At 63.7% G+C, this 22,127-nt stretch carries 18 protein-coding genes and 1 pseudogene; 7 read left to right on the forward strand and 12 right to left on the reverse strand.

The window, feature by feature from the left end:
- Positions 1-20: 20 nt before the first annotated feature.
- From KGQ91_RS03655 to KGQ91_RS03700, 10 genes are all read right to left on the reverse strand, one after another.
- Complete coding sequence (locus KGQ91_RS03655; RefSeq protein WP_224420289.1) at positions 21-1,703, reverse strand: RNA-binding domain-containing protein; 1,683 nt, start codon at positions 1,701-1,703, stop codon at positions 21-23.
- A gap of 4 nt (positions 1,704-1,707) precedes the next feature.
- Positions 1,708-3,603 carry a site-specific DNA-methyltransferase gene (locus KGQ91_RS03660; protein WP_224420290.1) on the reverse strand — a complete coding sequence of 632 codons (1,896 nt, stop codon included), beginning with the start codon at positions 3,601-3,603 and terminating at the stop codon, positions 1,708-1,710.
- Between the two features lie 177 nt (positions 3,604-3,780).
- Positions 3,781-4,464 carry a DUF4391 domain-containing protein gene (locus KGQ91_RS03665; RefSeq protein ID WP_224420291.1) on the reverse strand — a complete coding sequence of 228 codons (684 nt, stop codon included), beginning with the start codon at positions 4,462-4,464 and terminating at the stop codon, positions 3,781-3,783.
- Positions 4,461-7,829, reverse strand: a complete 3,369-nt coding sequence (locus KGQ91_RS03670; RefSeq protein ID WP_224420292.1) for a helicase-related protein — start codon at positions 7,827-7,829, stop codon at positions 4,461-4,463. Before KGQ91_RS03670 ends, KGQ91_RS03665 begins: the two co-directional genes overlap by 4 nt.
- Positions 7,830-7,962: 133 nt before the next feature.
- Positions 7,963-8,628 carry an HAD family hydrolase gene (locus KGQ91_RS03675; protein WP_224420293.1) on the reverse strand — a complete coding sequence of 222 codons (666 nt, stop codon included), beginning with the start codon at positions 8,626-8,628 and terminating at the stop codon, positions 7,963-7,965.
- Between the two features lie 2 nt (positions 8,629-8,630).
- On the reverse strand, positions 8,631-9,782 hold the full coding sequence (locus KGQ91_RS03680; protein WP_224420294.1) for an ABC transporter ATP-binding protein: 1,152 nt from the start codon (positions 9,780-9,782) through the stop codon (positions 8,631-8,633).
- A complete protein-coding gene (locus KGQ91_RS03685) occupies positions 9,779-10,639 on the reverse strand; it encodes an ABC transporter permease (RefSeq protein ID WP_023006927.1) in 861 nt (286 codons plus the stop codon). Before KGQ91_RS03685 ends, KGQ91_RS03680 begins: the two co-directional genes overlap by 4 nt.
- Positions 10,623-11,456 carry an ABC transporter permease gene (locus KGQ91_RS03690; RefSeq protein ID WP_023006926.1) on the reverse strand — a complete coding sequence of 278 codons (834 nt, stop codon included), beginning with the start codon at positions 11,454-11,456 and terminating at the stop codon, positions 10,623-10,625. Before KGQ91_RS03690 ends, KGQ91_RS03685 begins: the two co-directional genes overlap by 17 nt.
- Positions 11,453-12,277, reverse strand: coding sequence for an alkaline phosphatase family protein (locus tag KGQ91_RS03695; protein WP_224420295.1), 825 nt, complete (start codon positions 12,275-12,277; stop codon positions 11,453-11,455). Before KGQ91_RS03695 ends, KGQ91_RS03690 begins: the two co-directional genes overlap by 4 nt.
- Before the next feature lie 55 nt (positions 12,278-12,332).
- Positions 12,333-13,412, reverse strand: a complete 1,080-nt coding sequence (locus tag KGQ91_RS03700; RefSeq protein ID WP_224420296.1) for an ABC transporter substrate-binding protein — start codon at positions 13,410-13,412, stop codon at positions 12,333-12,335.
- A 279-nt stretch (positions 13,413-13,691) separates the two neighbouring features.
- Between KGQ91_RS03700 and KGQ91_RS03705 the strand changes: the two genes are divergently transcribed.
- Entirely contained in the window at positions 13,692-14,459 is a 768-nt protein-coding gene (locus KGQ91_RS03705; RefSeq protein WP_224421370.1) for a UTRA domain-containing protein, read from the forward strand.
- Positions 14,460-14,610: 151 nt separating this feature from the next.
- Here KGQ91_RS03705 and KGQ91_RS03710 read toward each other — a convergent pair whose 3' ends face one another.
- Together KGQ91_RS03710 and KGQ91_RS03715 are read right to left on the reverse strand one after the other, a co-directional pair.
- Positions 14,611-15,954, reverse strand: a complete 1,344-nt coding sequence (locus KGQ91_RS03710; protein WP_224420297.1) for a YjiH family protein — start codon at positions 15,952-15,954, stop codon at positions 14,611-14,613.
- A 104-nt stretch (positions 15,955-16,058) separates the two neighbouring features.
- A pseudogene (locus KGQ91_RS03715) lies at positions 16,059-16,856 on the reverse strand (electron transfer flavoprotein subunit alpha/FixB family protein); the annotation flags it as partial.
- 84 nt (positions 16,857-16,940) lie between these two features.
- On the opposite strand from KGQ91_RS03715, the gene KGQ91_RS03720 reads away from it, so the two are divergent.
- The 6 genes from KGQ91_RS03720 to KGQ91_RS03745 all read left to right on the forward strand — a co-directional run bounded on the left by KGQ91_RS03720 (position 16,941) and on the right by KGQ91_RS03745 (position 22,112).
- Positions 16,941-17,249: a F0F1 ATP synthase subunit gamma gene (locus KGQ91_RS03720; RefSeq protein WP_224420298.1), complete on the forward strand. Its 309-nt coding sequence runs from the start codon at positions 16,941-16,943 to the stop codon at positions 17,247-17,249.
- A 94-nt stretch (positions 17,250-17,343) separates the two neighbouring features.
- Positions 17,344-18,516: a glycosyltransferase family 9 protein gene (locus KGQ91_RS03725; protein WP_224420299.1), complete on the forward strand. Its 1,173-nt coding sequence runs from the start codon at positions 17,344-17,346 to the stop codon at positions 18,514-18,516.
- A gap of 107 nt (positions 18,517-18,623) precedes the next feature.
- Positions 18,624-19,022, forward strand: a complete 399-nt coding sequence (locus KGQ91_RS03730; protein ID WP_224420300.1) for a SirB2 family protein — start codon at positions 18,624-18,626, stop codon at positions 19,020-19,022.
- A gap of 97 nt (positions 19,023-19,119) precedes the next feature.
- Positions 19,120-19,668, forward strand: coding sequence for a phosphatase PAP2 family protein (locus KGQ91_RS03735; protein ID WP_224420301.1), 549 nt, complete (start codon positions 19,120-19,122; stop codon positions 19,666-19,668).
- Between the two features lie 36 nt (positions 19,669-19,704).
- Positions 19,705-21,756 carry a bifunctional DedA family/phosphatase PAP2 family protein gene (locus KGQ91_RS03740; protein ID WP_224420302.1) on the forward strand — a complete coding sequence of 684 codons (2,052 nt, stop codon included), beginning with the start codon at positions 19,705-19,707 and terminating at the stop codon, positions 21,754-21,756.
- Positions 21,741-22,112 (forward strand): YkvA family protein, encoded by a 372-nt coding sequence (locus KGQ91_RS03745; protein WP_224420303.1) that lies wholly within the window; start codon positions 21,741-21,743, stop codon positions 22,110-22,112. Before KGQ91_RS03740 ends, KGQ91_RS03745 begins: the two co-directional genes overlap by 16 nt.
- Positions 22,113-22,127 lie beyond the last annotated feature (15 nt).

Below are 22,127 nucleotides of genomic sequence, written 5' to 3' on the forward strand. Positions count from 1 at the left end.
AGCGCTCTCTTTGCAAGGCTCTATGTTTTTCTTTGAAAGCTCTCTGCAAGCTGCCAGCAAGGCGACGTATCTGAACCGTTATTGACTATGACCCCACGACGCCGCAGCTTTGTCAACAAACTACTGATTTTATTATATTTTTGTTTGTAGCTTAAGGCTTCGCTGAGCTTGCCCAGCAGCAGTTCGTTGATATCTGCCCTGTTGGCCTGGCCAAATTTCTCCAGGTAATCCGTCAACAGCTTGGCATAGAACTCATCATCTTGAGCACGGGTTCGAATATAGTCGGCCTTGCTGGCCGTCGCCCCTGCCACGCGGGCGGAAACATGGAAGTTGGGCTTGCGTCCCTCAATGAGGCCGGCATGTCGTAAACGCCTAACCGCCTCATCGCTAATCGGTAACCGCTTCTGCACTCGGTCCAATGCCAAAATTTCGAAAAGCGTCAGATCTGTCTTCTGAATCAACAGGCGACTGTACGCGGAGTCGACCACGCCACCGTAGATACCAAGTCTGACGGCGCCTGGCTCGCTCAGATCATAGTCCGGTAGCGGTAGATAACGTTTAGCTTGACGGGAATACATGTCGTGAATGCCGTAGCCCATGGTATCGATCATATTGAGCTCGGCCATGGCCTGGGTCAGGAACGGATTCCGATAGCGCTTCGGGACCCGGTGCCCTTCCAGATAGTCGCCAGGCTCCCCTTCGAAAAAGCTGCCTTCATTGTCGAAGACCAGCCGGTCGGATTGCTCGATCACCACCACACGCGCATTGCGACCGTAGTCCTGATGAGCGATGCAGTTGTGCAACGCTTCCAGCACGATCTTCTGGTCGTACTTGGAGACTTCGACAGGCAATAACTCGTCCTGGGGCAACAGCCGCAACTGGATATTGCGGATACGCTGATACAACTGCGTGGTGGTCAGCAGGAACGGCGGGCCGAAGTGCTGGTAGGCCCGCTCCGGCCCTTCAAGCTTCCAGGTCAGCTGAGCCGGATGGGGAGACAGCAGCGGCGCCGCCTCCTCCTTGCCGAGCAGCAGGAGAGCCGCCCGGGTTACCTTGCCGTCCAGCGTCAGCTTGGCACGATCCAGGAAGGTGGCCAGCGGCCACCCCATCACCTCGCCGGGCTCGAAGCGGTTGGCGTACTTCTTGGCGAAGGATTCGCGGGCCTTGCTCACCGCCTCGGGGTCGAGATGGTCGAGCGTGGCATTCGGCACCAGTTGCACGGACCAGTCGGTGGCGTCGGTCTGTCGCCGGATCGCATCCTGCTTGTCCAGGCCCAAGCCGGTCAGACTCTCCCCGGCGCGGGCGTAGTAATGCCCCAGCCAGGCGATGGGCATGCCCATCGGCGCGGGCGGAATCTCGAACATCAGCACCCGGCCCTCCGGCGTTTCCAGCTCGTGGATGTCACGGAAGGTGATGCTGGGCTCGGTGCCGTCGGCGATCTGCATCTTGAGCTTGTCGAGCTCGCCAGGCGCTTGCCGGTACTCGGACCCCAGGATGTGCCTCGTCTTGTCGTCGATGCCAAAAACCAGCCAGGCGCTTTCGCAGGCACGCAGATTGGCCTCGTTGGCCAGCGCCGAGAGGTACTTGCCGAGATCCGAGGTGGAGAAGCCCTTGCCACCGCGCTTGAACTCGACCACCTCGCTCTCCCAGCGCTCGATAAGGGAGTGCAGCAACTGCGTCAGCGCCTGCTCGTCCATGCTCATGGGCCTAGATCACCTTGACGTCGGTATTGGGCGACTTCTGGGCGAAGATTTGCTCGACGTTGATCTTGACGCTGTCGCTGGCAAAGCCGGCATCGCGGAACACCACGCGCAGCGGCTCGTACTCGGCGAGCTGTTTGACGAATTCCTCGTCGATATCCAGATCGAAGCAGGCGGCCAGCGCCATATGCTTTTCCGCCCCGTCAACGAAGAAGATGGTTTTTCCATCAACATCCTGGCGGGAGATGGGCAGGGAAAGGTCGACGCCCCAGTCCAGGAGGACCTGGAAGAGCAAGTCTTCTGAACTCCGGCCCTCGCGGATATTGTCGATATTCTCAGAAAGCAGGTCTTGGCTAAGTGAGTCCGGCGAATAGTGAATTTCTCGCATGTTTGACGATTCAACTTTCATGACGCGAAAGCCAAGATCGAGAGAACTAGCCTTCTGGTCATCGGCTTCTGATGAAACTTCTTTGGCATAGTTTTTGACACGCCTTGCACCCATTTCAAATATTGAGCCAAGGCCAGGTTCTGGTTTAGGGAGCGGCTCGGGGATTTGCACCCCGATAAAGCGCCGGCTTCCTTTGTCCTCATAGTTCTGCTTTAGCACTGCGTGAGCTGTCGATGCGCTTCCGCTAAAGAAGTCAAGAACAATGTCGCCGCCATCTGGCGATGTGGATAGCTGCAAGATCCTCTGTATCAGCTCAACTGGCTTGACGGAATTGAGAACATTTTCAGTTTCTTGGAAGTCGACATATTTTAGAAGTGACTTTTTTGCATCTTGAGTATGTCCAACTTCAGAGTAAAACCAAATAGTCTGCGGGGTTCTCCCCTGCTTCACCTCGGAAAGAAACCTCTTAAGGCGTGGCATATTATCACCATCCTTCCCCCACCATATACGATTGTCATCATCGAGCTTCTTAAAGTTTTCTTCATTGATTCGCCAATAACTTCCCCTTGGCGGACCATCAATAACTCGCCCAGATGGACACTTAATTGAATATAGCCCTGCGTCGTACCTATTTCTAGCCGCCAGATCGCTAGAAGTCCAAGGGCCACGCGGATCATTATCAGGATTCTTATACCGCGCAATCATTTCTTCCGTTTGCGGAAGCATGTTTGGAGCCCACGACCCTTTATTCTTTGCGTAAACAATAATATAGTCATGGTCTTCAGAGAACCACTTGGCGCTGTTTTTTGGAGAGAAAACTTTTTGCCAAATCAATTGAGCAACAAAATTATCACCACCAAAAACCTCATCGCAGAGCTTTCTAAGGCTATCAACTTCATGATCGTCAATGGAAATAAATATCACGCCGTCATCGCATAAAAGGTTCTTTGCCAGCCGCAACCGAGGGTACATCATAGATAGCCAATCTGAGTGAAATCGGCCGTTCGATTCGGTATTGGCAACTAGACGGCCGCCTTGCTCATCACGCTGCCCGGACGAATCAAGGTAGTCGTCAAAAGACTCGTGATAGTCATCGTCGTAGATAAACTCACGCCCTGTATTGTAGGGCGGGTCGATATAAATCAACTTGACCCTGCCCAAGTAAGTCTCCTGAAGAAGCTTCAGGGCTTCAAGGTTATCTCCTTCGATGAAAAGGTTCTTGGTGGTGTCAAAGCTCACACTCTCTTCCCGACAGGGGCGCAGTGTCTTGGCAATCGGCGCATTAGCCGCCAGCAGGGCTTCCCGCTTGCCGGGCCAGTTGAGGTGGTAGCGTTCCTGGGGACCCTCGACGATATGCTCGGAGAGCTCCTGGCGCAGCTGGTCGAAGTCGATGGCTTGCTTCATCCGCCCCTGTTCATCCCGCGCTTCGGTGACGCAGCTGGGGAACAGCTTGGCCAGCTTGGCAATGTTGGCCTCGGTCAGATTGGGGGAGTGCATCTTCAACTTGTCCATCATGTCGCGTGTCTCCAGACCTCTGTGGGAACCTTTGCAAAACGACTGCGCTCGTCATTTCGCGTCCCGGCGGTGCTCGAAATACTCATGTACTGAAGTACATTCCGCTTTCTATGCGCCGGCGAAACACGAACTGAACGTCGCTCGCCACGTTTTCCAAGGGCTCCCAACGGGTCGTGATCAGGTGTCGTAGTCGGCAATTGCATAATCGGCCAACCTCTGGCGGATCGAGCGCAGCTCGGCGTTGATCTCGACCTTGCGGTTGAACTGTTTCGTGTTGCGAAGGCGCTTCTCGAGCTTGTCGGCATCCTTCTTGAGGGCTTCCAGGGCCCTCAAGCGCTCCAGCTGATCGGGCAGGGCTTCTCCCTGAAGTGCCGGGGCCGGAAGCAGGCTGCGCAGCAGCTGCTGGTAGAGCTGCTTCAGGTCGATGGCCGTGGGCAGCGGCTGCCGAGGCGTCTCGGCTGGCAGCCAGTCGCTGCTGGCGTAGTGGTCATCCAGCACCCATTTGCTGGGGTCGGCCTGGCTGGGCCGCTTGTAGGCGGCGGTGACACGGATGCCGCGGGTGCCGTGGAGCTCGAACAGGATCGGAAAGGGAATGGCGCGGTCGATGGCCCGCAGCACGTCTCGGTGCAGATCATCGCCCTTGAGGGTGATCACGAAGACCTGCAGCTCCGGTACGTCATCGGTGCCAGGCAGATTGAGCGTGCTATGGGCCAGCTTGGCATGCCAGGTGATCTGGGCGACGTCATCCCGCAGACGCTCCCTGAGGGTGGCGGTGGCCCGCACATGCGCCAGGATGCGCTGCTTGGCCACCACTCGACCGAGCATTGTCTTGGCGGGGTACTGGTAGAGCGGTACCGTCATGGTGCTTTACTCTCGCTATCCCTGCTGGCCACATGGCGCTCCGTACCTGTGTCTATGGTCGAGCCCGCGTCACGAATGACGATAAAGGTGATCAGTTCGAAGTCGTTTAACCCTTCGATGGTATCGACAAGTGCCGTGGTCTCGCCGCCGCTGAACAGGCTGTCGATATCCCTGTCTTCCTTCACCTCGATCATCGAGCGGATGGCCTGATCCAGTAGCGCCGAGTAGGCGTGCATCTCCCGGCCATCCTGGGTCTCCTCGTTGAAGTGCCGATAGACGGCTTCGACAGGCTCGCCCAGCCCCTTGCATGCGGTGCGGGCCAGATCCAGCAAGCGCTTGACCTCGGTGTAGTCGCTGATTACTTCGCCGGTGTGGCTTATGTAGACCAGGTAGAAAGGGTGCAGGCGGTTCTGCTGCTGCAGGCCACTCCCTTGGTGCCCTACCTGCTGATTGAGGTTGCGCAGGGTGAAGATGACCCCGGGCTGCAGGCCCCTCTCGGGGCGGGCTGGCACCACGGTATGCAGCCCATTGGGAATACGGCTCAGGTCGCCGTTCTCCTTCATATAGCCCAGCAGGTCCATGCGGAATTCATTAAGGCCCAGGTCGGTGATCGACACGCCGGACTTGAGGTCTTCCATCTCCACCACTTCATCCTGCAGCCGGCGCAGTTGCTCGCGCCGGTAGGCGACGTCGTTGGACTGGGCATTGAGCACGTTGTCGTCGCCGGTGGCGGTGACGTCGGCAATCACCATGCGGTTCTCGACGCGCTCCTTGAGGTTGATGTACTCGTCCAGGCTGATATCCGGCCAGTAGTTGACCAGCTGGATGCTGGCGTTGGGCGAGCCGATGCGGTCGATGCGCCCGAAGCGCTGGATAATGCGCACCGGGTTCCAGTGGATGTCGTAGTTGATCAGGGTGTCGCAGTCCTGCAGGTTCTGGCCTTCCGAGATGCAGTCGGTCCCGATCAGGATGTCCAGCTCGCGGGGCTCACCGGGGTACACCATGGCCTTGCTCTTGGCCTGTGGGGCGAACAGCGTCAGCAGGCCCTGGAAGTCGTAGTGCTGGCGGCTGCCCGGCATGGCGCCGATGGTCGATTTCGGAGTGTCGCTGCCGGTCACCAGGCCGGTGTGCACGCCCTGGTTCTCCAGCAGGCCAGGCGCCAGGTTATCGTAGAGGTACCTGGCGGTATCCGCGAAGGCGGTGAAGATCAACACCTTGCGGTTGCCGGGGTTGATCGGCGTGGCCAGTTTGCCGGCGATCTGCGTCTTCAAGTGCTGCAGCTTGGCATCGTCGGCCGGGGTGACCTTGGCCATTTCTTCCAGCAGCAACTCGATCCACACCAGGTCGGTGCTCAGGTCATGCTCCCAGGACGGCAGGTCCATGTCCTCCAGGCTGATCTGGACCTTCTTGCCCACCGTGGTATCGCCCGGCATGGGGATGCTGTCGTCGTCGGGGCCGGCGTCTTCGAAGGACGCGGTGATATCCGTGAAGCTCTCCGAACGGCCGGTCCGCTTGAAGGCCTCGATCTTGTCCAGGGTGGTCTGGTAGCTATCCTGCAGTCCCTCCAGGGTCAGTCGAAACGCCGCTACCGAGCTCTCCAAACGCTTGAGCAGGTTGGTGGTCATCAGGGCCTGCAGGCTCTTCTCCCGGTCCACCTGCTTGAAGCTACCGCCCCCACTGGACACTTCGGTGTCGTACATCTCCTCGTACTTCTTGAGGCGGCTGGGCAGGATGTAGCTGATCGGGGCGTAGACGGAAAGCTTGAGCTGGGAGAGCTGCTGGAAGATCTCGTTGAAGCCGATCACATCGGGCCGCTGGGTGAGCGGGCAGTGAAACGAGAGCGGCTTGCGACGCGCCGGGAAACTGCCGATATCACTGGTGTCGTAGAAGGTTTCGATATGCCGGCGTGAGCGGGCGATGGTGACGCTGTCCAACAGCTCGAAGAAGTCGAAGTCCAGCGCCTGCAGGATGGCGCCCGTGGTGCGCTTCTCCGGCGGGAGCGCCGACCACTCGTTGAAAGTGGCCTGGGCGCGGCGGAAGGTGCCCTCGATGTCCTTGGCCCCGCTGAGATGGCGAGTCAAGTTCTCGGCGTCCCCCTCGTAGGCCAGGGCCAGCTGGTTCTTCAGATCAGTGAAGCGGTTGTTGACCGGCGTTGCCGAGAGCATCAGCACCTTGGTCTTCACGCCCGCCCGGATCACCTGGTTCATCAGCTTCTGGTAGCGCGTCTCGCGGTCCTTGTAGACGTCGTTGTTGCGGAAGTTGTGCGACTCGTCGATCACCACCAGGTCGTAGTTGCCCCAGTTGACACGATCCAGCGGCATGCCGAAGGATTCGCCGCGGGTGCGCTGCAGGTCGGTATGGCAGAGCACGTCGTAATTCAGGCGGTCCTGGGCCAGCACGTTGGTGGTCAGGTTGCGGTTGTAGGTCAACCAGTTGTCGGCGAGCTTCTTGGGGCACAGTACCAGCACGGAGCGGTTGCGCAGCTCGTAGTACTTGATGACCGCCAGGGCGGTGAACGTCTTCCCGAGGCCCACGCTGTCGGCCAGGATGCAACCGTTATAGGTCTCCAGCTTGTTGATCACGCCGGTGGCCGCATCGCGCTGGAAGTTGAACAGCTTCTGCCAGATGACGCTGTCCTGGTAGCCGGTGCGGTCGTTGGGCAGCACATCCTCGCTGATGTCTTCCAGGAACTCGTGGAAGATGTGGTAGAGCATCAGGAAGTAGATCCGCTCCGGCGGGTTCTCCCGGTAGACCGAGGCGATATGCTCGCGCAGCCGTTCGGTCACATCCTCGAGCTTCTCTTCGTCCTGCCACAGCTGGTCGAAGAGGGCCATGAACCGAGAGGTGTGGCCCGGCTCGCTGAAGCGGGTGACGAAATTGGAGACCGCGTTGCCCTGCTGGTAGCCCAGATCCACCGCCGTGAAGCCCTGCAGCGGCATATAGACCGTATCACCGCCTGTGGCCGCTACGCCGGCAAAGGGCTGCATGGCGGCCTGGCCGCGGTTGGAGCGGAACCGGGCCTTGCGGCGCATCCAGTCGGCGCACTCGCGAGCGATGGCCCGCTGGGTCAGCTGGTTCTTGAGCTGGATCTCGAACTCGCTGCCGTGGACGCTGCGCTCGCGCGCCGCCTTGGGGATGTGAAACTCGCGGTGTTCCTTGCGGAACTTGTCGCTGGCCTGGTCAGGCACGAAGGTGGGTGAGGTGAAGATGAACTCGACCGAGTCCAATGCTTCCAGCTCATCCTTGAGCGCCTCATAGGCGTAAATCGAGAAGCAGGAGGCCGCGATCTTGAGGCGGGCGCCGGGCCGCAGGGTGTCCTTCAGGTCGTCGCCGAGCAGCCGGCTGACGTTGTCGATGATCTCCATGGTGCGGCTCCCTGCAGTTCCCTGGCCGCCTGAAGGCGGTCTCGTTGCGCTGCACTCAGCTTATATCAACAGCTAAGTGGGGTGAACGCTGGAGATTGCTACAAGGAGCGTGGGTAAACTTCGATCAGCAGCCTCACCGCCACGTAGGCATCGCCCAGCCCCGCTCACGCGCAATACCGGCGAGTACCGGGTCCGGATGGATGGCGTGCGGCCTCTCCACCGCCTCGAGAAGGGGAAGATCGTTACGGGAATCGGAGTAGCCCCAGGTTTCCGCCGGCTGCGTCTCCCCCAGCCACTCCCGGAGTGCGTGAAGCTTGCCTTCCTTGAAGGTGCGGGTACCGTGCGCCTGGCCGGTATAGCGACCGGCTTGCTCCTCGAGCGCTGTTGCCAGTGCCGCATCACAGCCTAAGCGCCTGGCGAGCGGTACCACCAGCTGAGCGGTCGAGGCGGAGATGACGACGATGGTATGCCCCTGCTCGCGATGCCATGCCACCTGCGCCAGGCCCCCCGGGAACAGCCGGGGCATGATGCGGCTATCGAGGAACACCTTGACCTGCTCGGCCACTTCCTGGACCTCGCGTCCTGCCAAGGGGGCGAGGAGAAACGTCAGATGCGCCTCCATATCCAGGGTGCCTGCCGCGTAGTCAGCCATATGACGATCCCAGGTGCGACGATACTCGGCGGCATCCGGGATCCAGCCCTGTTCGATCAACCACTCGTTCCAGTACCCGGTGATATCCCCGTCGAGCAGGGTGTCATCCAGATCGAACAGCGCCAGGCGCATTGCCCTGCGAGACATACTCACTCCTCAAGCTCCTGAACCTCATCGAGGTCGACAAACACCAGCACCTCGCTCTCCTCGGCCAGCAGATGGCGGCTGCCTCGGTTGAGGGCATCGACAGAGAGCTCAATCCCGGCACACTCCACCGCATAGCGTACGATGTTGCCCAGCAGCTGACGACGGCGGATCACGCCTCGGCAGCCAGGGCCTGCGTGGGTTGGCACTTCACCGCCTGGCGAGGCCTCTGACACCGGCTGCAGGTAGATGGCCTCGGGCCTCAACGCCACGCGCGCCGCCCTGCTCACTGTGCCGAGCAGCGCATGCGCCTGCTCCCCCGACAGCACGTTGTAGTGCCCCATGAAGCCAGCGGCCTGATGGCTGCGGGGCCGTGTGTACAGTGCTTCGGCATCCCCTTGCTGCAGGATACGTCCGTCATGCATCAGGAAGATGCGGTCGGACATCATCAGCGCCTCTTCCTGATCGTGGGTCACGAACAGCGTCGTCAGGCCCAGCGTCTTCTGAATGTCGCGCAGCTGCTGACGCAGGTGACGGCGGATGCGTGCATCCAGCGCCGACAGCGGCTCATCCATCAGCAGGATACGGGGCTCCACGACCAGCGCGCGAGCCAGCGCCACCCGCTGGCACTGCCCGCCAGAGAGTTGATGCGGAAACTTGTCAGCATGCTCGCGCAGCTCGACCAGGCGCAGCACCTCGTCCACGCGGCGGCCGCGCTCCTCCTGGGGCACCTTCTGCATGCGAAGCCCGAAGGCGACGTTGTCGGTGACCCGCATATTGGGGAACAGCGCATAGTGCTGGAACACCATGCCGACGCCGCGCTGCTGGGGAGGGAGTGACGTAATCTCCTCGCCACCCACCATGATGCGTCCTTCATCGAGCGTGTTCAGACCGGCGATAGCCCTCAGCAGGGTCGATTTCCCGCAGCCGGAGGGGCCCAGCAGCGTGACGAACTCGCCCTTGGCGATCTCGGCATCGATCTGGGAAAACACCTGAGTCTCGCCGAAACGCTTGGCCAGGCTCTCGAGGCGCAGATAGTCAGGCGACGCAGTGGCTGTGGTGCCCTGCTGCCTTGTCGCCACCTCGGCCACGGTGTCGCAGCGATCGAGCGTCGGGAGGTGGTCGCGGGCATAGGGAGCAGCGGTCAAGGTTGTCATGCGTTGGCATCCTTGGCGATGGCGTGGCCGGACTGGCGATTCCCCAGCCAGGTCAGCAACAGGGTGAACAGGAAGAGCGTGATCACCAGCGCGCTGGTGAAATGGCCGCTGGCCCCACGCATGTTGTTGAGATAGACCTGCAGGGTCTCGAAGCGGGTACCCACCAGCATGTTGGCGAAGACGAACTCGCCCACCAGGAAGGAGAAGGAGAGGAAGACGGCGACCTGAACACCGATGCGGATATTGGGCAGGATCACCAGGAAGAAGGCCCTGAACGGCGTCGCGCCAAGCAGCTGAGCGGCGTCCATCAATGACCTCACATCGATGGTCCGCAGACTGTTGGCGACGGCCCGATAGACGAAGGGAAGCGCGATCGTCACGTAGGTGAAGATCAGGATCCAGGGGGAGCCCACCAGCGGCAGCGGGCCACCGGCATAAAGCTGCAGCAGACCTACCGAGGAGACCACCGGCGGTACGGCAAAGGGCACCAGCACCAGCCCGTTCATCCAGGCATCCAGCCGCGGGTAGCGGGTATGGGCCAGGAAGGCCACCGGCACGACCAGTACCAGGCTCAGCACAAGAGCTCCCAGGGTCACCAGCATGGAGCGAGCGAACGCCAGCTGGAAGCGCGGCGTGCTCCACAGCTCCAGAAACCACTTGAGGGTCAGCCCGTCCGGCAGCAGCGTGGCGCCCCAGCTGGTGGCCAGCGCATACCCCAGAGTCGCCACCAGAGGCAGTGCCAGCAGGGTAAAGACTCCCCCCACCACCAGGGCATGAATAGATGGACGCGGTAAGCGAAGCGTCGGCAGGGCCGGTGCCTTGGGCCGCGACAGGGTGAGATCAGCGTTCTGCGACATGATGGCTCCTGCGTAACAGCCACTGCTGAATCAGGGTGACCATGGCCAGCAGGCCCACCAGGATCAGCGCCAGGGCACTGGCCAGGTTGGGCTGCAGGAACAGGTCGCCCGACACCAAGTTGGCGATACGGATGGTCATGAGGTTGTAGCTGGTGTTGACCAGGGCGTAGACGGTGGCATAGGCGCCCATGGCATTGGCGATCAGGATGGTGAAGGTCCCCGCCAACGCTGGCCGGAGCACCGGCAGGCCGATGTGGCACCAGTAGGCGACTCGCCCGGCGCCCAGCAGGCTGGCGGCGTCACGCCAGTCGGCACGCAGCCCCGCGAAGGCAGGAAACAGCAACAGCATGCCCAGCGGAATCTGGAACCAGGTGTAGATGACGATCAGGCCGGTGCGTGAGTAGAGCGAGAAGTCATCGATCAGCCCCACACGCTGCAGGGCCAGAGTCAGTACCCCGTTGGCCCCCATCAGGATGATGAACGCGAAGGCCAGCGGCACCCCGGCAAAGTTGCTGGTCATGTTGGTGAAGGCGATCATCCAGCGACGCAGCGGGCCACTGGTACGGGTCAGGCTGTGGCACGCCAGAACGGCGATGATGAGTCCCAGCAGACTGGAGACCAGGGAGATCTCGAGGCTGCGCCAGATCGCCTGGCGAAAGAAGGGCGATGTGGCGATCTCCTGAAAGTGCCCCAGCCCCCAGCTTCCCTCGACCTGGAAGGCGCTGACGGCGATCCAGCCCAGAGGCGCCATCTGGAAGGCAACGAAGACCAGCGCGAAAGGCATCAGCCACAGCCAGGCAGGCAGCAGGCGCTTCACGACGCGTCCCTCCCCTCAACCAACAGCTCGGGATGGGAGGGCTTGTCGTGTTGCAGGCCCAGCAGGCTGGCAAGCGTGCCGCACAGTCGAGGCTGCTGAAGGGTGATCGCTGCGTCATGGGCAAAGGCCTCGCCGAACAGCCACAGAGGCACTCGGCGTTCCTCTTCCAGCAGGCCCGAGTGGGAGCCGTCGGCATTCATCCCATGGTCGGCGGTCACCATGACCTGGTAACCCTCAGCCAGCCAGGCCGGCAGGTAATCGGCCAGAGCGATATCGGCTCGCCGCGCGGCGTTGCGGTACTGGGGCGACTCCCCGCCATGACGGTGGCCGGCATCATCGACATTCATGCTGTGTACCAGCAGGAAGTCAGGGTCGCTCAGACGGCGTAGCGCCTCGGCATCACTGAAGAGGTGGTCATCGGGATAGTGGTCCTGCCAGTAGAACAGCCCGGCCTGAATGGCACTTTCGGGATCCTGATGGAAACGATGGCGTGCCGGCACGAAGGGGGCTTCCAGATAGAGTTCGCTGACCCAGTGATAGGCCGCCGCGGCGGTCCGTCGCCCCTGGCGAACCGCCAGATCGAACAGGCTGGTGCCGGTGGAACGGCGCACCACCTGGTTATGCACCACACCGGAGTCCACCGGGCGGTCCCCCGTCAGCAGGCACTCATAGAGCGGACGCGACATGGCGGGCAGTTCACAATCCAGCGTGTGATAGCTGCCACGGCCCGCCTCACACAGGGCATGCAGGTGGCCCATGGCGTGCTGACCCACGGCATGGTTGAGGCCATCTAGCACCACGAGTATGACGCGATGAGACATGCAAACCTCCTTGCCGCCTCACGGGGAGGCCGCAATCGATGAGAAAGCGGAAGGGTTACTGCTGGTGAATCAGTACCTGAGACTGCCACTGGCGCGGCAGCTGGCGGGCACTCTGTTCCCAAGCCTCGAAATCTTCCACCGGCCGGGCCTTGGCGTATTGCTCGTTGGGCAGCAGCTTGGCGGCGATCTCCTCGGGGAGGGTCAGGTGCTGAGCGCGGATCGGCCGGGCATAGCCTTCTGCCAGGTTGAACTGGCCCTCATCGGAAAGGATGAACTCGCGTGCCAGCTTGGCGGCGTTGGGGTGCGGGGCATGCTTGTTGATGATGGTGGCATAGCCGGAGGTGACCGAGGCATCGGAGGGGATCACCACCTCGAAGGCGTCACGATCGATCTGGTCGCGATAGTTGAGGGCGTTGAAGTCCCACAGCAGGGCCACCTCGACCTCGCCTTTCTCGAGGTTGGCGATGCTGGGATCCGCCAGCGAAAGACGCCCTTGGCGTGCCAGCTCGGCAAACAGCTCCAGCCCCGGGGCCAGATCGCTTTCATCGCCACCGTTGGCAAAGGCCGCCGCCAGCACGGAGCTGTTGGCCTGAGCCGCCTGACCCACAGCGCCTAATGACACGCTGTACTCTCCCTCGGCCAGATCGGCGAAGCTGCGCGGGCGCTCCTCTTCCGGTACCAGCTGCTTGTTGGTCATGAAGGCGATGGTGCCGGTATAGCCGAGCATCCAGTGGCCGTCGTCGTCCTTGGCCCAGTCCGGGATCTCGTCCCAGGTGGTCGGCTTGTAGGGCTGAGTGACGCCCTCCGCCACGGCGATCGGGCCGAAGCTGATGCCCACGTCACCGATGTCGGCGGTCGCGTTCTCGCCTTCCGCCTTGAACTTGGCGATCTCCTCGGCGGAACTCATGTCCGTATCCATGTGCTCCAGGCCGTAATGCTCCTTGAGGTCCGCCCAGGTGTCCTTCCAGTTGGCCCAGGTATCCGGCATGCCGACGCTGTCGACACGGCCCTCCTCCTGGGCGGCAGCGATCAGATCTGACAGATCGGAGGATGCCTGCGCCTGGCCGGCGAACAGCGTGGTGCCCAGGGCAGCGGTCAGAGTGAGGCGAAGCAGCGTCGAACGTGTCGGATTCACGGTGTGGCTCCATGCAGGTGGTCAGGATGAAACCGTCATCTGGTCTAGTTCAGAAGCGGCTGACAGGAGGCACACTAGGCCGACAAGGTGACAGTGGCGTGTCGGTAACATGGCAAATGGATTGCCTGCCGCCGTTCTCGACAAACGTTGGCATCGTTGGTATTCCATGGAACTGCTGTCATCGTGACGACATGGAAGTTTCGCTAGGCTGACACGCAGCATGCCGTTTATAACGGCCGACAACTGAACTAGACCAGAAACGAGACACCATTGACCACGATGCCACCGCCCTCTCCGACGTCAGCACACAGTCCCCCCCCACCCAGCCTGACGCCACCGGCGCATCGACTGCGCCATGCGCTGCTCGACATGTTGGCCGACAAGGCCGTCGGTCACGGAACGCGGCTACCCTCGGAACGGCAGATGATGGCGAGCTTCGGTACTACCCGCATTACCCTGCGAGAAGCGCTGACGCTGCTGGAAGCCGAGGGGCGCATCTATCGGGAGAATCGTCGTGGCTGGTTCGTCTCCCCGCCACGCCTGCGCTATGACCTGCTGGCCTGCCTGCCTTTCCGGGAGATGGTGGAGTCTCAGCAGCGCCGGGCCGACACATACGTATTGGAGGCAACTCGGCGCCCAGCGTCTGCCAGAATTGCTGCCCGCCTGGGGATCATGGAGGCCACACCGGTCTACCATATCGTCAGAGCCCGTCACGTCGATGGTCGCCCCGTACTGCATGTGGAGCACCACCTGCGTACGGATTGCTTCCCGGGGATTCTCGACCACGACCTCGAGAGCCGTTCGCTGACCGAGCTCTATCGTAGCCACTACGGGATCCGCGTTAGTCGCGTGAGCTTCGAGCTCTGCTCCACGGTGCTGGATGAGCGCGCCGCCGATGCTCTACGCGCCGCAGCAGGCGGTCCGGCTCAGCGTGTGACGCGCATCAACTACGACCAGAACGGGCGGGCCATTGATTGCGATGATGAGCTCTGGCGGCACGATGCCATCGAGCTCACGCTATCGGCAGCACCGCAGAGTGGGTCATAAGTGGAGGATTCTGGTTGGTCAATCCGCAACATCGAAGAGCCATCAAATACCATCACCTCAGTTGCCATCACTCATTTCCTATGCTGCTTTTAGTAAATGACGCGGCAGAGTGAACTGCCCTTCCGCGTCATTCCATTGATAAAGCCCTAAATCAGAAGATCAGATGCGTGGCCAACGCCACCAGAGGGATAGCCAACAGAGTGCGGACCAGGAAGATCACCACCAGATCCTTGACGGACAGCGGAATACTGGACTCCAGCATGGCGTTTGCACTCTCGGTAAAGAAGATGATCTGAACCGTGGACAAGGTGCAGACAAAGAAGATCGCCATGGGGCTGACATCGGCACCGGAGATGATGATGGCCGGCAAAGCGATTTCGGCGATGGACACCAGGACCGTAGGCGCAATCGCATGGGCATCCGGCAGCTGCATCAGCTGAATCAGCGGTTCGACCACGACGCCCAGATAGTCGAACACCGGTGTATAAGTGGCCAGCAACAGGGCCAGGGTGGCGATGGACAGGATGAAAGCCACGATCTTTTGGGCAAAGGTGATAGCCTCCCAGAACCCCTGGTAAAGAGCCTCCGGCCGCGTCTGTGCCGCCCGGGCAGCCGCCGCCGAGCAGGCGCGCGCCAGGATATGGCCTTCCGCATCATCACGCAGATCGTCCGCGGTCTGTTCACGCCCCTCATAATAATGATCCTGCTTGCGTGACAGCGGCGGAATGCGTACCACGACAGCAGCCAGGGTGAAATTGATCAAAAAGGAGACGAGGATCATGTGGGGGAGATACTCCATGATCCCGCCGATCGAGGCCAGCAAAGCGAAGAAGCCAAGGCTACAGATACTGAAATTGGTCGCGATACTGGCTGACTCCCGCTCGGTGTAGTACCCCCCCTTGTACAGCTTGTTGGTGATGAAGATCCCCACCGCCGGGGCGGCCACGAAGGAGGCAACGGCATCCACAGCGGAGCGTCCCGGCAGGCGATACAGCGGGCGCATCAGCGGCTCCATCAGGGTGCCGATGAATTCCAGGAAGCCGAACTCAGTCAGAAAAAGCACCAAGAAACCAGCAATGGCGACGGTGAGAAAGACGCTGCCTCCGAGGTACAAGGCTAGACCGCCCACATCATCGTGCAGCAGCCAGTCGGGGCCGATACCGAATACCAGCAGCGTGGCAAAGAAAGCCGCCAGCAGAAAAGCCAGGCCACTCATCACCCCATCCTTGCGATGATAACGACGCAGGGCGGCGTTGCCGGATACTCTGGATACCAGCCAGGTCAGGCACAGAAGGCCGATAATGCCCAGCGTGAGGTAATCGATCGAACCGCCGAGCAGCCCCTTGACATAATCGATGATCATGACCAGAGGTATCTTGCTCTCGCCTTCCCCCACCGGAAGTGGAACGAAGAAGATACCGAGTCCAATGAGGCTGCCAAAAACCGCCTTCAGGGCACCCGCGGCACCGGGCTGAAACACTTCTACTTTGTTCATTGTAATTCTCCAATTGGCAGGTAGTGGGTCGCGACAAGAGACTCGACTACAAGGCCCGACCTGATACAAATACCGGAACCGGTAATAAGCTCGTGAGCTTTCGCCTATAATTGTTGTTCGAGTTCGGGTACGGCCTCGAAGAGATCGGCGACCAATCCATAGTCAGCCACCTGGAAGATCGGCGCCTCCTCGTCCTTGTTGATGGCCACGATCACCTTGGAGTCCTTCATGCCGGCCAGGTGCTGGATGGCACCCGAGATGCCCACGGCGATGTAGAGGTCCGGGGCGACGATCTTGCCGGTCTGGCCCACCTGCATGTCGTTGGGAACGAAGCCGGCGTCCACCGCGGCACGCGAGGCACCGATGGCCGCCCCCAGCTTGTCGGCGATGCCATCCAGCAGCTTGAAGTTTTCGCCGTTACCCATGCCGCGACCACCGGAGATTACCACCTTGGCCGCCCCCAGCTCGGGGCGGTCGGACTGGGCTAGCTCCTCCTTGAGGAAGGTGGACTGGGCGTTGTCGGCCACAAAATCCACCGCCTCAATGGCGGCGCTGCCACCCTCGGCCACCGCATCGAAGCCGGTGGAGCGCACGGTGATCACCTTGAGGGCGTCCTCGCTCTGGACCGTGGCGATGGCGTTGCCGGCGTAGATCGGGCGTTTGAAGGTATCCGGAGATTCGACGGCGATGATCTCGGAGATCTGCGCCACGTCCTTGAGCGCGGCAACCCGGGGCAGCACGTTCTTGCCGGTGGTGGAGGCCGCGGCCAGCACGTGGCTGTAGTCGCCGGCAAGCTCCGCGAGCAGCGCCGCGGTGGGCTCGGCCAGCAGGTGGGCATAGGCGGCATTGTCGGCCACGCGCACCTTGCTGACGCCGTCGAGCTTGGCGGCGGCCTCGGCGAGGCCATCCATGCCCGGCTCGGCGACACGCCGCTGACGGTCAGCCTGCTGCACGCCCGCCCGGGCGACACCGGCGAGCCGCCCCCGGTGACCCGCCGCACCCTGCTGCCCTTCGACTACTCCCGCTTCCCCGTCTCCCGACGCCGCGCGCCCCCGGCCACCCATCTGGATGCCACGACGCTGGTCGAGGCGCTGGCCGACGAGTACCTGCACGCCGAGCTCCACGAGGCAATCCTGCTGGCCTTCGTCGCCGAGAACGAGGCGCGCCTGTCGGCGATGATCGCCGCCCAGAGCCACCTCGACACGCGCCGCGAGACGCTGCTCGGCGACTATCACCGTGCCCGCCAGGAGGCGATCACCGAGGAGATCATCACCCTGGCCGCCTCGCGGCTGTAACCGACTGTTTTCCCGTGCAGCAAAACGCAGCCATTAAGCGACCGTTAAGACACGCTCTCGATAGTGGCCACGTCCCGTTCCCGAGTGGCCCGTCATGTACCTGCTTACCCGCCTACGCCGTCACACCGCCATGCGCCAGCTGGGCAAGCGCCTGGAGAAGCGCGCCAAGGCCTGGCTCTACCGCCGGCTCGCCGTGTCATCCGCTGCGCCTCCCGCGACGCCGCAGACCCTGGAGGGCGTCCGGCGGGTGCTGCTGGTGCGCCCCAACTTCCGCATCGGCAATGCCCTGATCAGCGCCCGGCTGATCCAGGCGCTGGCCGCGGGGCGGCCCGACCTCGAGATCGACTACCTGGCCACCGATACCACCGTCGCCCTGTTCGCGGGCATGCCGCTGACCCACTGTCACGCCCTCGGCCGGGACATGCTGCTTCGCCCGTGGAAACTCGCCGCGCTGTGGCGCACGCTGCGCCGGCGCCGCTACGACCTGGCCATCCAGGTGGCGGACACCTCCCTGACCGGCCGGCTCTGCCTGAAGGCCGCCAGGGCCCGGCGAACCCTGGGCGCCGACTCGCGCCTGGCCGGGCTCTACGATCAGGTCTACCGCCTGCCGCCCGGCCACAATCACGTCTACGACGTGGCGGCGGCCATCGCGCGCACCCTGGGACTGGCGTGCGAGGCGCGACCCTGGATGACGATCTCGGATGCCGAGCGTACCCGGGCGACGACCGGGCTCCGGCAACTGGCCGACCGGCCGTTCGAGGTCGGCGTGTTCGTGGGCGGGCACCTGAACAAGCGCCTGCCGCTGGATTTCTGGCGGGCGCTGTGCGACGAACTCAACGCGCGCGGCCGGCGCTTCGTGCTGCTGATCGGCCCGGAGGAAGCCGCGATGCGCCCGGCCCTGGAGGCCCGCTGCGGCCGGCATGGCCGCGTGGCCCCCGCCATGACTCTGCGTGACTTCGCCGCCACCCTGACGCAGCTGCCGCGCCTGATCACCCCGGACACCGGCCCCATGCACATGGCGGTCGCGCTCGACGTCCCCGTGACCGCCGTGCTCAACACCGCGATGTCCCGCAAGTTCGCCCCCCGCGGCCGGGCCGACCGGGTGCTGCTGTCGCCCGCCCCGGCGGCAGTCGTGGCGTCGCTGGACGGCACGACGCCGTGCAACCCCGACTTGCGGCCCGCCACCTTCACTCGCACGCCACGCGAAACCGTCGAGCCGTCACGGCAGGCGCCGCCCTTCGGCTCGGCAATGTGGGCGCCGCGATAGCGCGGATCGCGCGATGGGACACGACGCGGGCAGTGCGCGTTCGGGTCGCAGGCCGGTCCCCCGCGGTTGACGTACCATGGGCTCGGGTCGGCAAGCGAGCTCCGGGCATGGATTATCTGTTTCTCAAGCACCTGCACATCGCCGCGGCCACGCTCAGCGTGACGCTGTTCCTGCTGCGCGCCGCCTGGTCGGTCACGGCCTCACCGGCACGCCAGCGCCGCTGGGTCAGGGTGGTGCCGCACGTCATCGACACGCTGCTGCTGCTCTCGGGCGTCACGCTGATGGTCACGCTGCGGGCCTGGCCGAGCGAGACCCCCTGGCTGGCGGCCAAGCTGATCGCCCTGGCGGGCTACATCGGGCTGGGCAGCCTGGCCATCCGCCGTGGGCGCACGCCGATCATCCGCGCCGTGGCGGCGCTGGCCGCGCTGGCGGTCTTCCTGTACATCGCGGGAGCGGCCGTCATGCACGATCCGTACTCCTGGCTGGCCGGGCTGTCGCCGGGCTGACAACCGACGCGGGGCATCAGGAAGGCGGCGCTTAAGCCGACCTTAAGGCATTGCGGTCAGCGTAGCGGCACAGTCATCGCCGTCACCGGAGTCGCCCGTGTCACCCGATATCGCCCTGCTGCATGCCATCAACGGCCTGGCCGGCCAGTTTCCCGCCCTCGATACCCTGATGATCGCCGTCACCCGATTCGGCGTGCCGCTGATGGTGCTGGCCGTGGTGCCGCTGTGGTGGGCCCGCTCGCAGCGCGACCGGGCGCGTCATCTGGCGGCCTCGGCGGGCCTGGCGTTTCTCGGCGGGCTGGCGCTCAACCAGCTGGTCCTGCTGTTCGTGCAGCGCGCCCGCCCCTACACCGAGGGCCTGTCGCATCTGCTGATCGCGCCGAGCGCGGACCCGTCGTTTCCCTCCGACCATGCCACCGCCGTCACCGCCATCGCCGCGACCTTCCTGCTGCAACGCCGCTTCCGCGCCGGCGGCGCCTTCGCGCTGGCCGCCCTGCTGGTGATGCTCTCGCGCGTCTACGTCGGCACCCACTACCCGAGCGACGTCCTCGGCGGGCTGGTGACGGGCAGTCTGGCGGCGCTGGTGGTCAGGGGGCTCTATACTCGCGAGGGCTGGCTCAACCGCCGTCTGGTGCGCCTGCTGTAAACTGCCCCCAAACTCCCCGGCCGGAGCCGCTACCCGATGCTGGAATCCCTCGTCACCGACATCACGCAACTGTCGGCGCAGCACAGTGCCATCGCCTATGCCATCGTGGGCCTGTCCGCCATGGCGGAGGCGCTGCCGGTCGCCGGCACCCTGGTGCCGGGCTCGATGCTGATCGTCGGCATCAGTGCCCTGGTCAGCACCGGGTCGCTGGGCACCGTGCCGCTGATCCTCTCCGCCCTGGCGGGCGCGATCGCCGGCGACGGCGTCTCCTTCTGGCTCGGTTACCGCTACGAGGCGCGCATCGCCGGCGTCTGGCCGCTGAGCCGCTATCCGCAATGGGTGGGGCGGGCCGAGGCGTTCTTCCGACGCCACGGCGGCAAGGGCGTGTTCCTGGCGCGCTTCGTGCAGGGCCCCCGCGCCTTCGTGCCGCTGGCGGCGGGCATGAGCGGCATGCCGCCGGGGCGCTTCTATGTCGTCAACATCGCCTCGGCGATCGTCTGGGCTTCCACCCACGTGCTGGCCGGGGTACTGCTCGGCGAGTCGCTTCACGTGGTCGCCCAGGTCGCCGGGCGCCTGGTGCTGCTGCTGGTGCTGGTGGCGCTGCTGGTCTGGCTCGTCGTCTGGCTGACCCGCCGCGTGGTGCTGACTCACGGGCTTCAGGCATTGCAGGCCGGCATGACGCGCCTGGAAGACTGGTGTGCACCCCGGGCGACGACGGCGCAGCGCGGCGTGGCGCGTCTGCTGGCCACCGTGCAGGGCGAGGGGCTGATGCTGACCCTCGCCATTGCGGTGCTTCTGGGTTGCCTGTGGATATTCCTGGGCCTCCTCGAGGACCTGCTCACCGGCGACCCCCTGGTGCAGGCCAACCAGGCGGTCTTCCATGCCCTGCAGGCCCTGCGCACCCACTGGGGCGACACCCTGATGCTGGCGATCACCGAGCTGGGCGACGGCATCGTGACCACCACCCTCACCATCACGGTCGCCGCCTGGCTGCTGCTCCGCCGTGCCTGGCCCAGCGCCCTCTACTGGCTGGCCGCGGTGGGCGGCGCGGCGCTGTTCACGCCGCTGATCAAGGGGCTGGTCCGCTGGCCGCGCCCCACCGCCGGGCTCTACAGCGGCTGGGAGACCTTCTCGTTCCCCAGCGGTCACGCCACCATCAATACCGTGATATACGGTTTCCTGGCCTATCTCGTCGCCCGCGCCCTGCCCGCCCGGCGGCGCGGCTGGGTGGTCGGCGCCGCGGCCCTGACGGTGACCCTGATCGCCGTCTCGCGCCTCTACCTGGGCGCCCACTGGCTGGCCGACGTCAGCGCCGGCATCGCCATCGGCACCGCCTGGGTGATCCTGCTGGCGATCAGCCACCAGCGGCGTCATGCGCCGCTGCGCGAGGCCCGCGGGCTGTCGCTGGTGGTGCTGCTGACCCTGGCCGTGGTCTGGCCGTATCACCTTCATGGGCAGCTGGCCGCCGATCGTGACCGCTACGTGCCCCACCCCACGGTCCAGCAGCTGGCCTGGCAGGACTGGTCTCAGGCGGCCTATCGGCAATTGCCGACACACCGCATCGACCTGGGCGGCGAGGGCGAGGAGCCCATGGTCCTGCAATGGGCGGGAGACCTGGCGGGCCTGCGCCAGCGCCTGAGCGAGGCCGGCTGGCAGGTCGATGTGCCCTGGACCCCGACCAGCGCCCTGCACTGGCTGAGCCCCAGCCATGCCGCCGCGGGGCTGCCGACGCTGCCGCGCCTCAACGACGGCCAGCCTTCCGCCCTGCGCGCCACGCATCCGATCGCCGGCACACCGAACCGCCGCCAGGTCCTGCATGCCTGGCCCACGGATTTCACCCTGACCGGCTCCTGCCAGGCCTCGCCACAGCCGCTGTGGGTCGCCTCGCTGCGGATCCAGAAGCGCCGCGACCTGCTCGGTCTGCTGGCCGTGGAGCGCGACGTCACCAGCGTCAACGACGCGCAGGCCGTGCTCAAGCAGGCCATACAGGCGCCGGATGCGCCCACACGCTTTTTGAGCCCGTCCGCCGCCACCCCGCTGCTGCTGGCCGCCCCCGCGAGTCTCGCCCCGCCATGTGGCAACGGCTGAAGGCCTGGGCCGGCGCCCTCAAGCGCGAGGTCGCCGCCCTCTACCTGGCGACGCGTGACCCGCGCACCCCGGCGGCGGCCCGCTGGCTGGCCCTGGCGGTGATCGCCTACGCGCTGTCGCCCATCGACCTGATTCCCGACTTCATCCCCGTGCTGGGCTATCTGGACGATCTGCTGCTGCTGCCGCTGGGGATCTGGCTGTGCCTGCACCTGATCCCCGACGCGGTCATGCAGGACTGCCGGCGGCAGGCGGCGACGCGCCCGCCCGCCGCACTCGGCCGACGTGGCGCGATTCTGGTGATCGCGCTCTACGGCGCGCTGGTCGCGGCCGGCGTCGGGTGGTGGCTCACGCCCTGACGCGCCGGGCCTCTG

The organism is Modicisalibacter tunisiensis (genome assembly GCF_020148005.1).
In the GTDB taxonomy this organism is placed as follows: domain Bacteria; phylum Pseudomonadota; class Gammaproteobacteria; order Pseudomonadales; family Halomonadaceae; genus Modicisalibacter; species Modicisalibacter tunisiensis.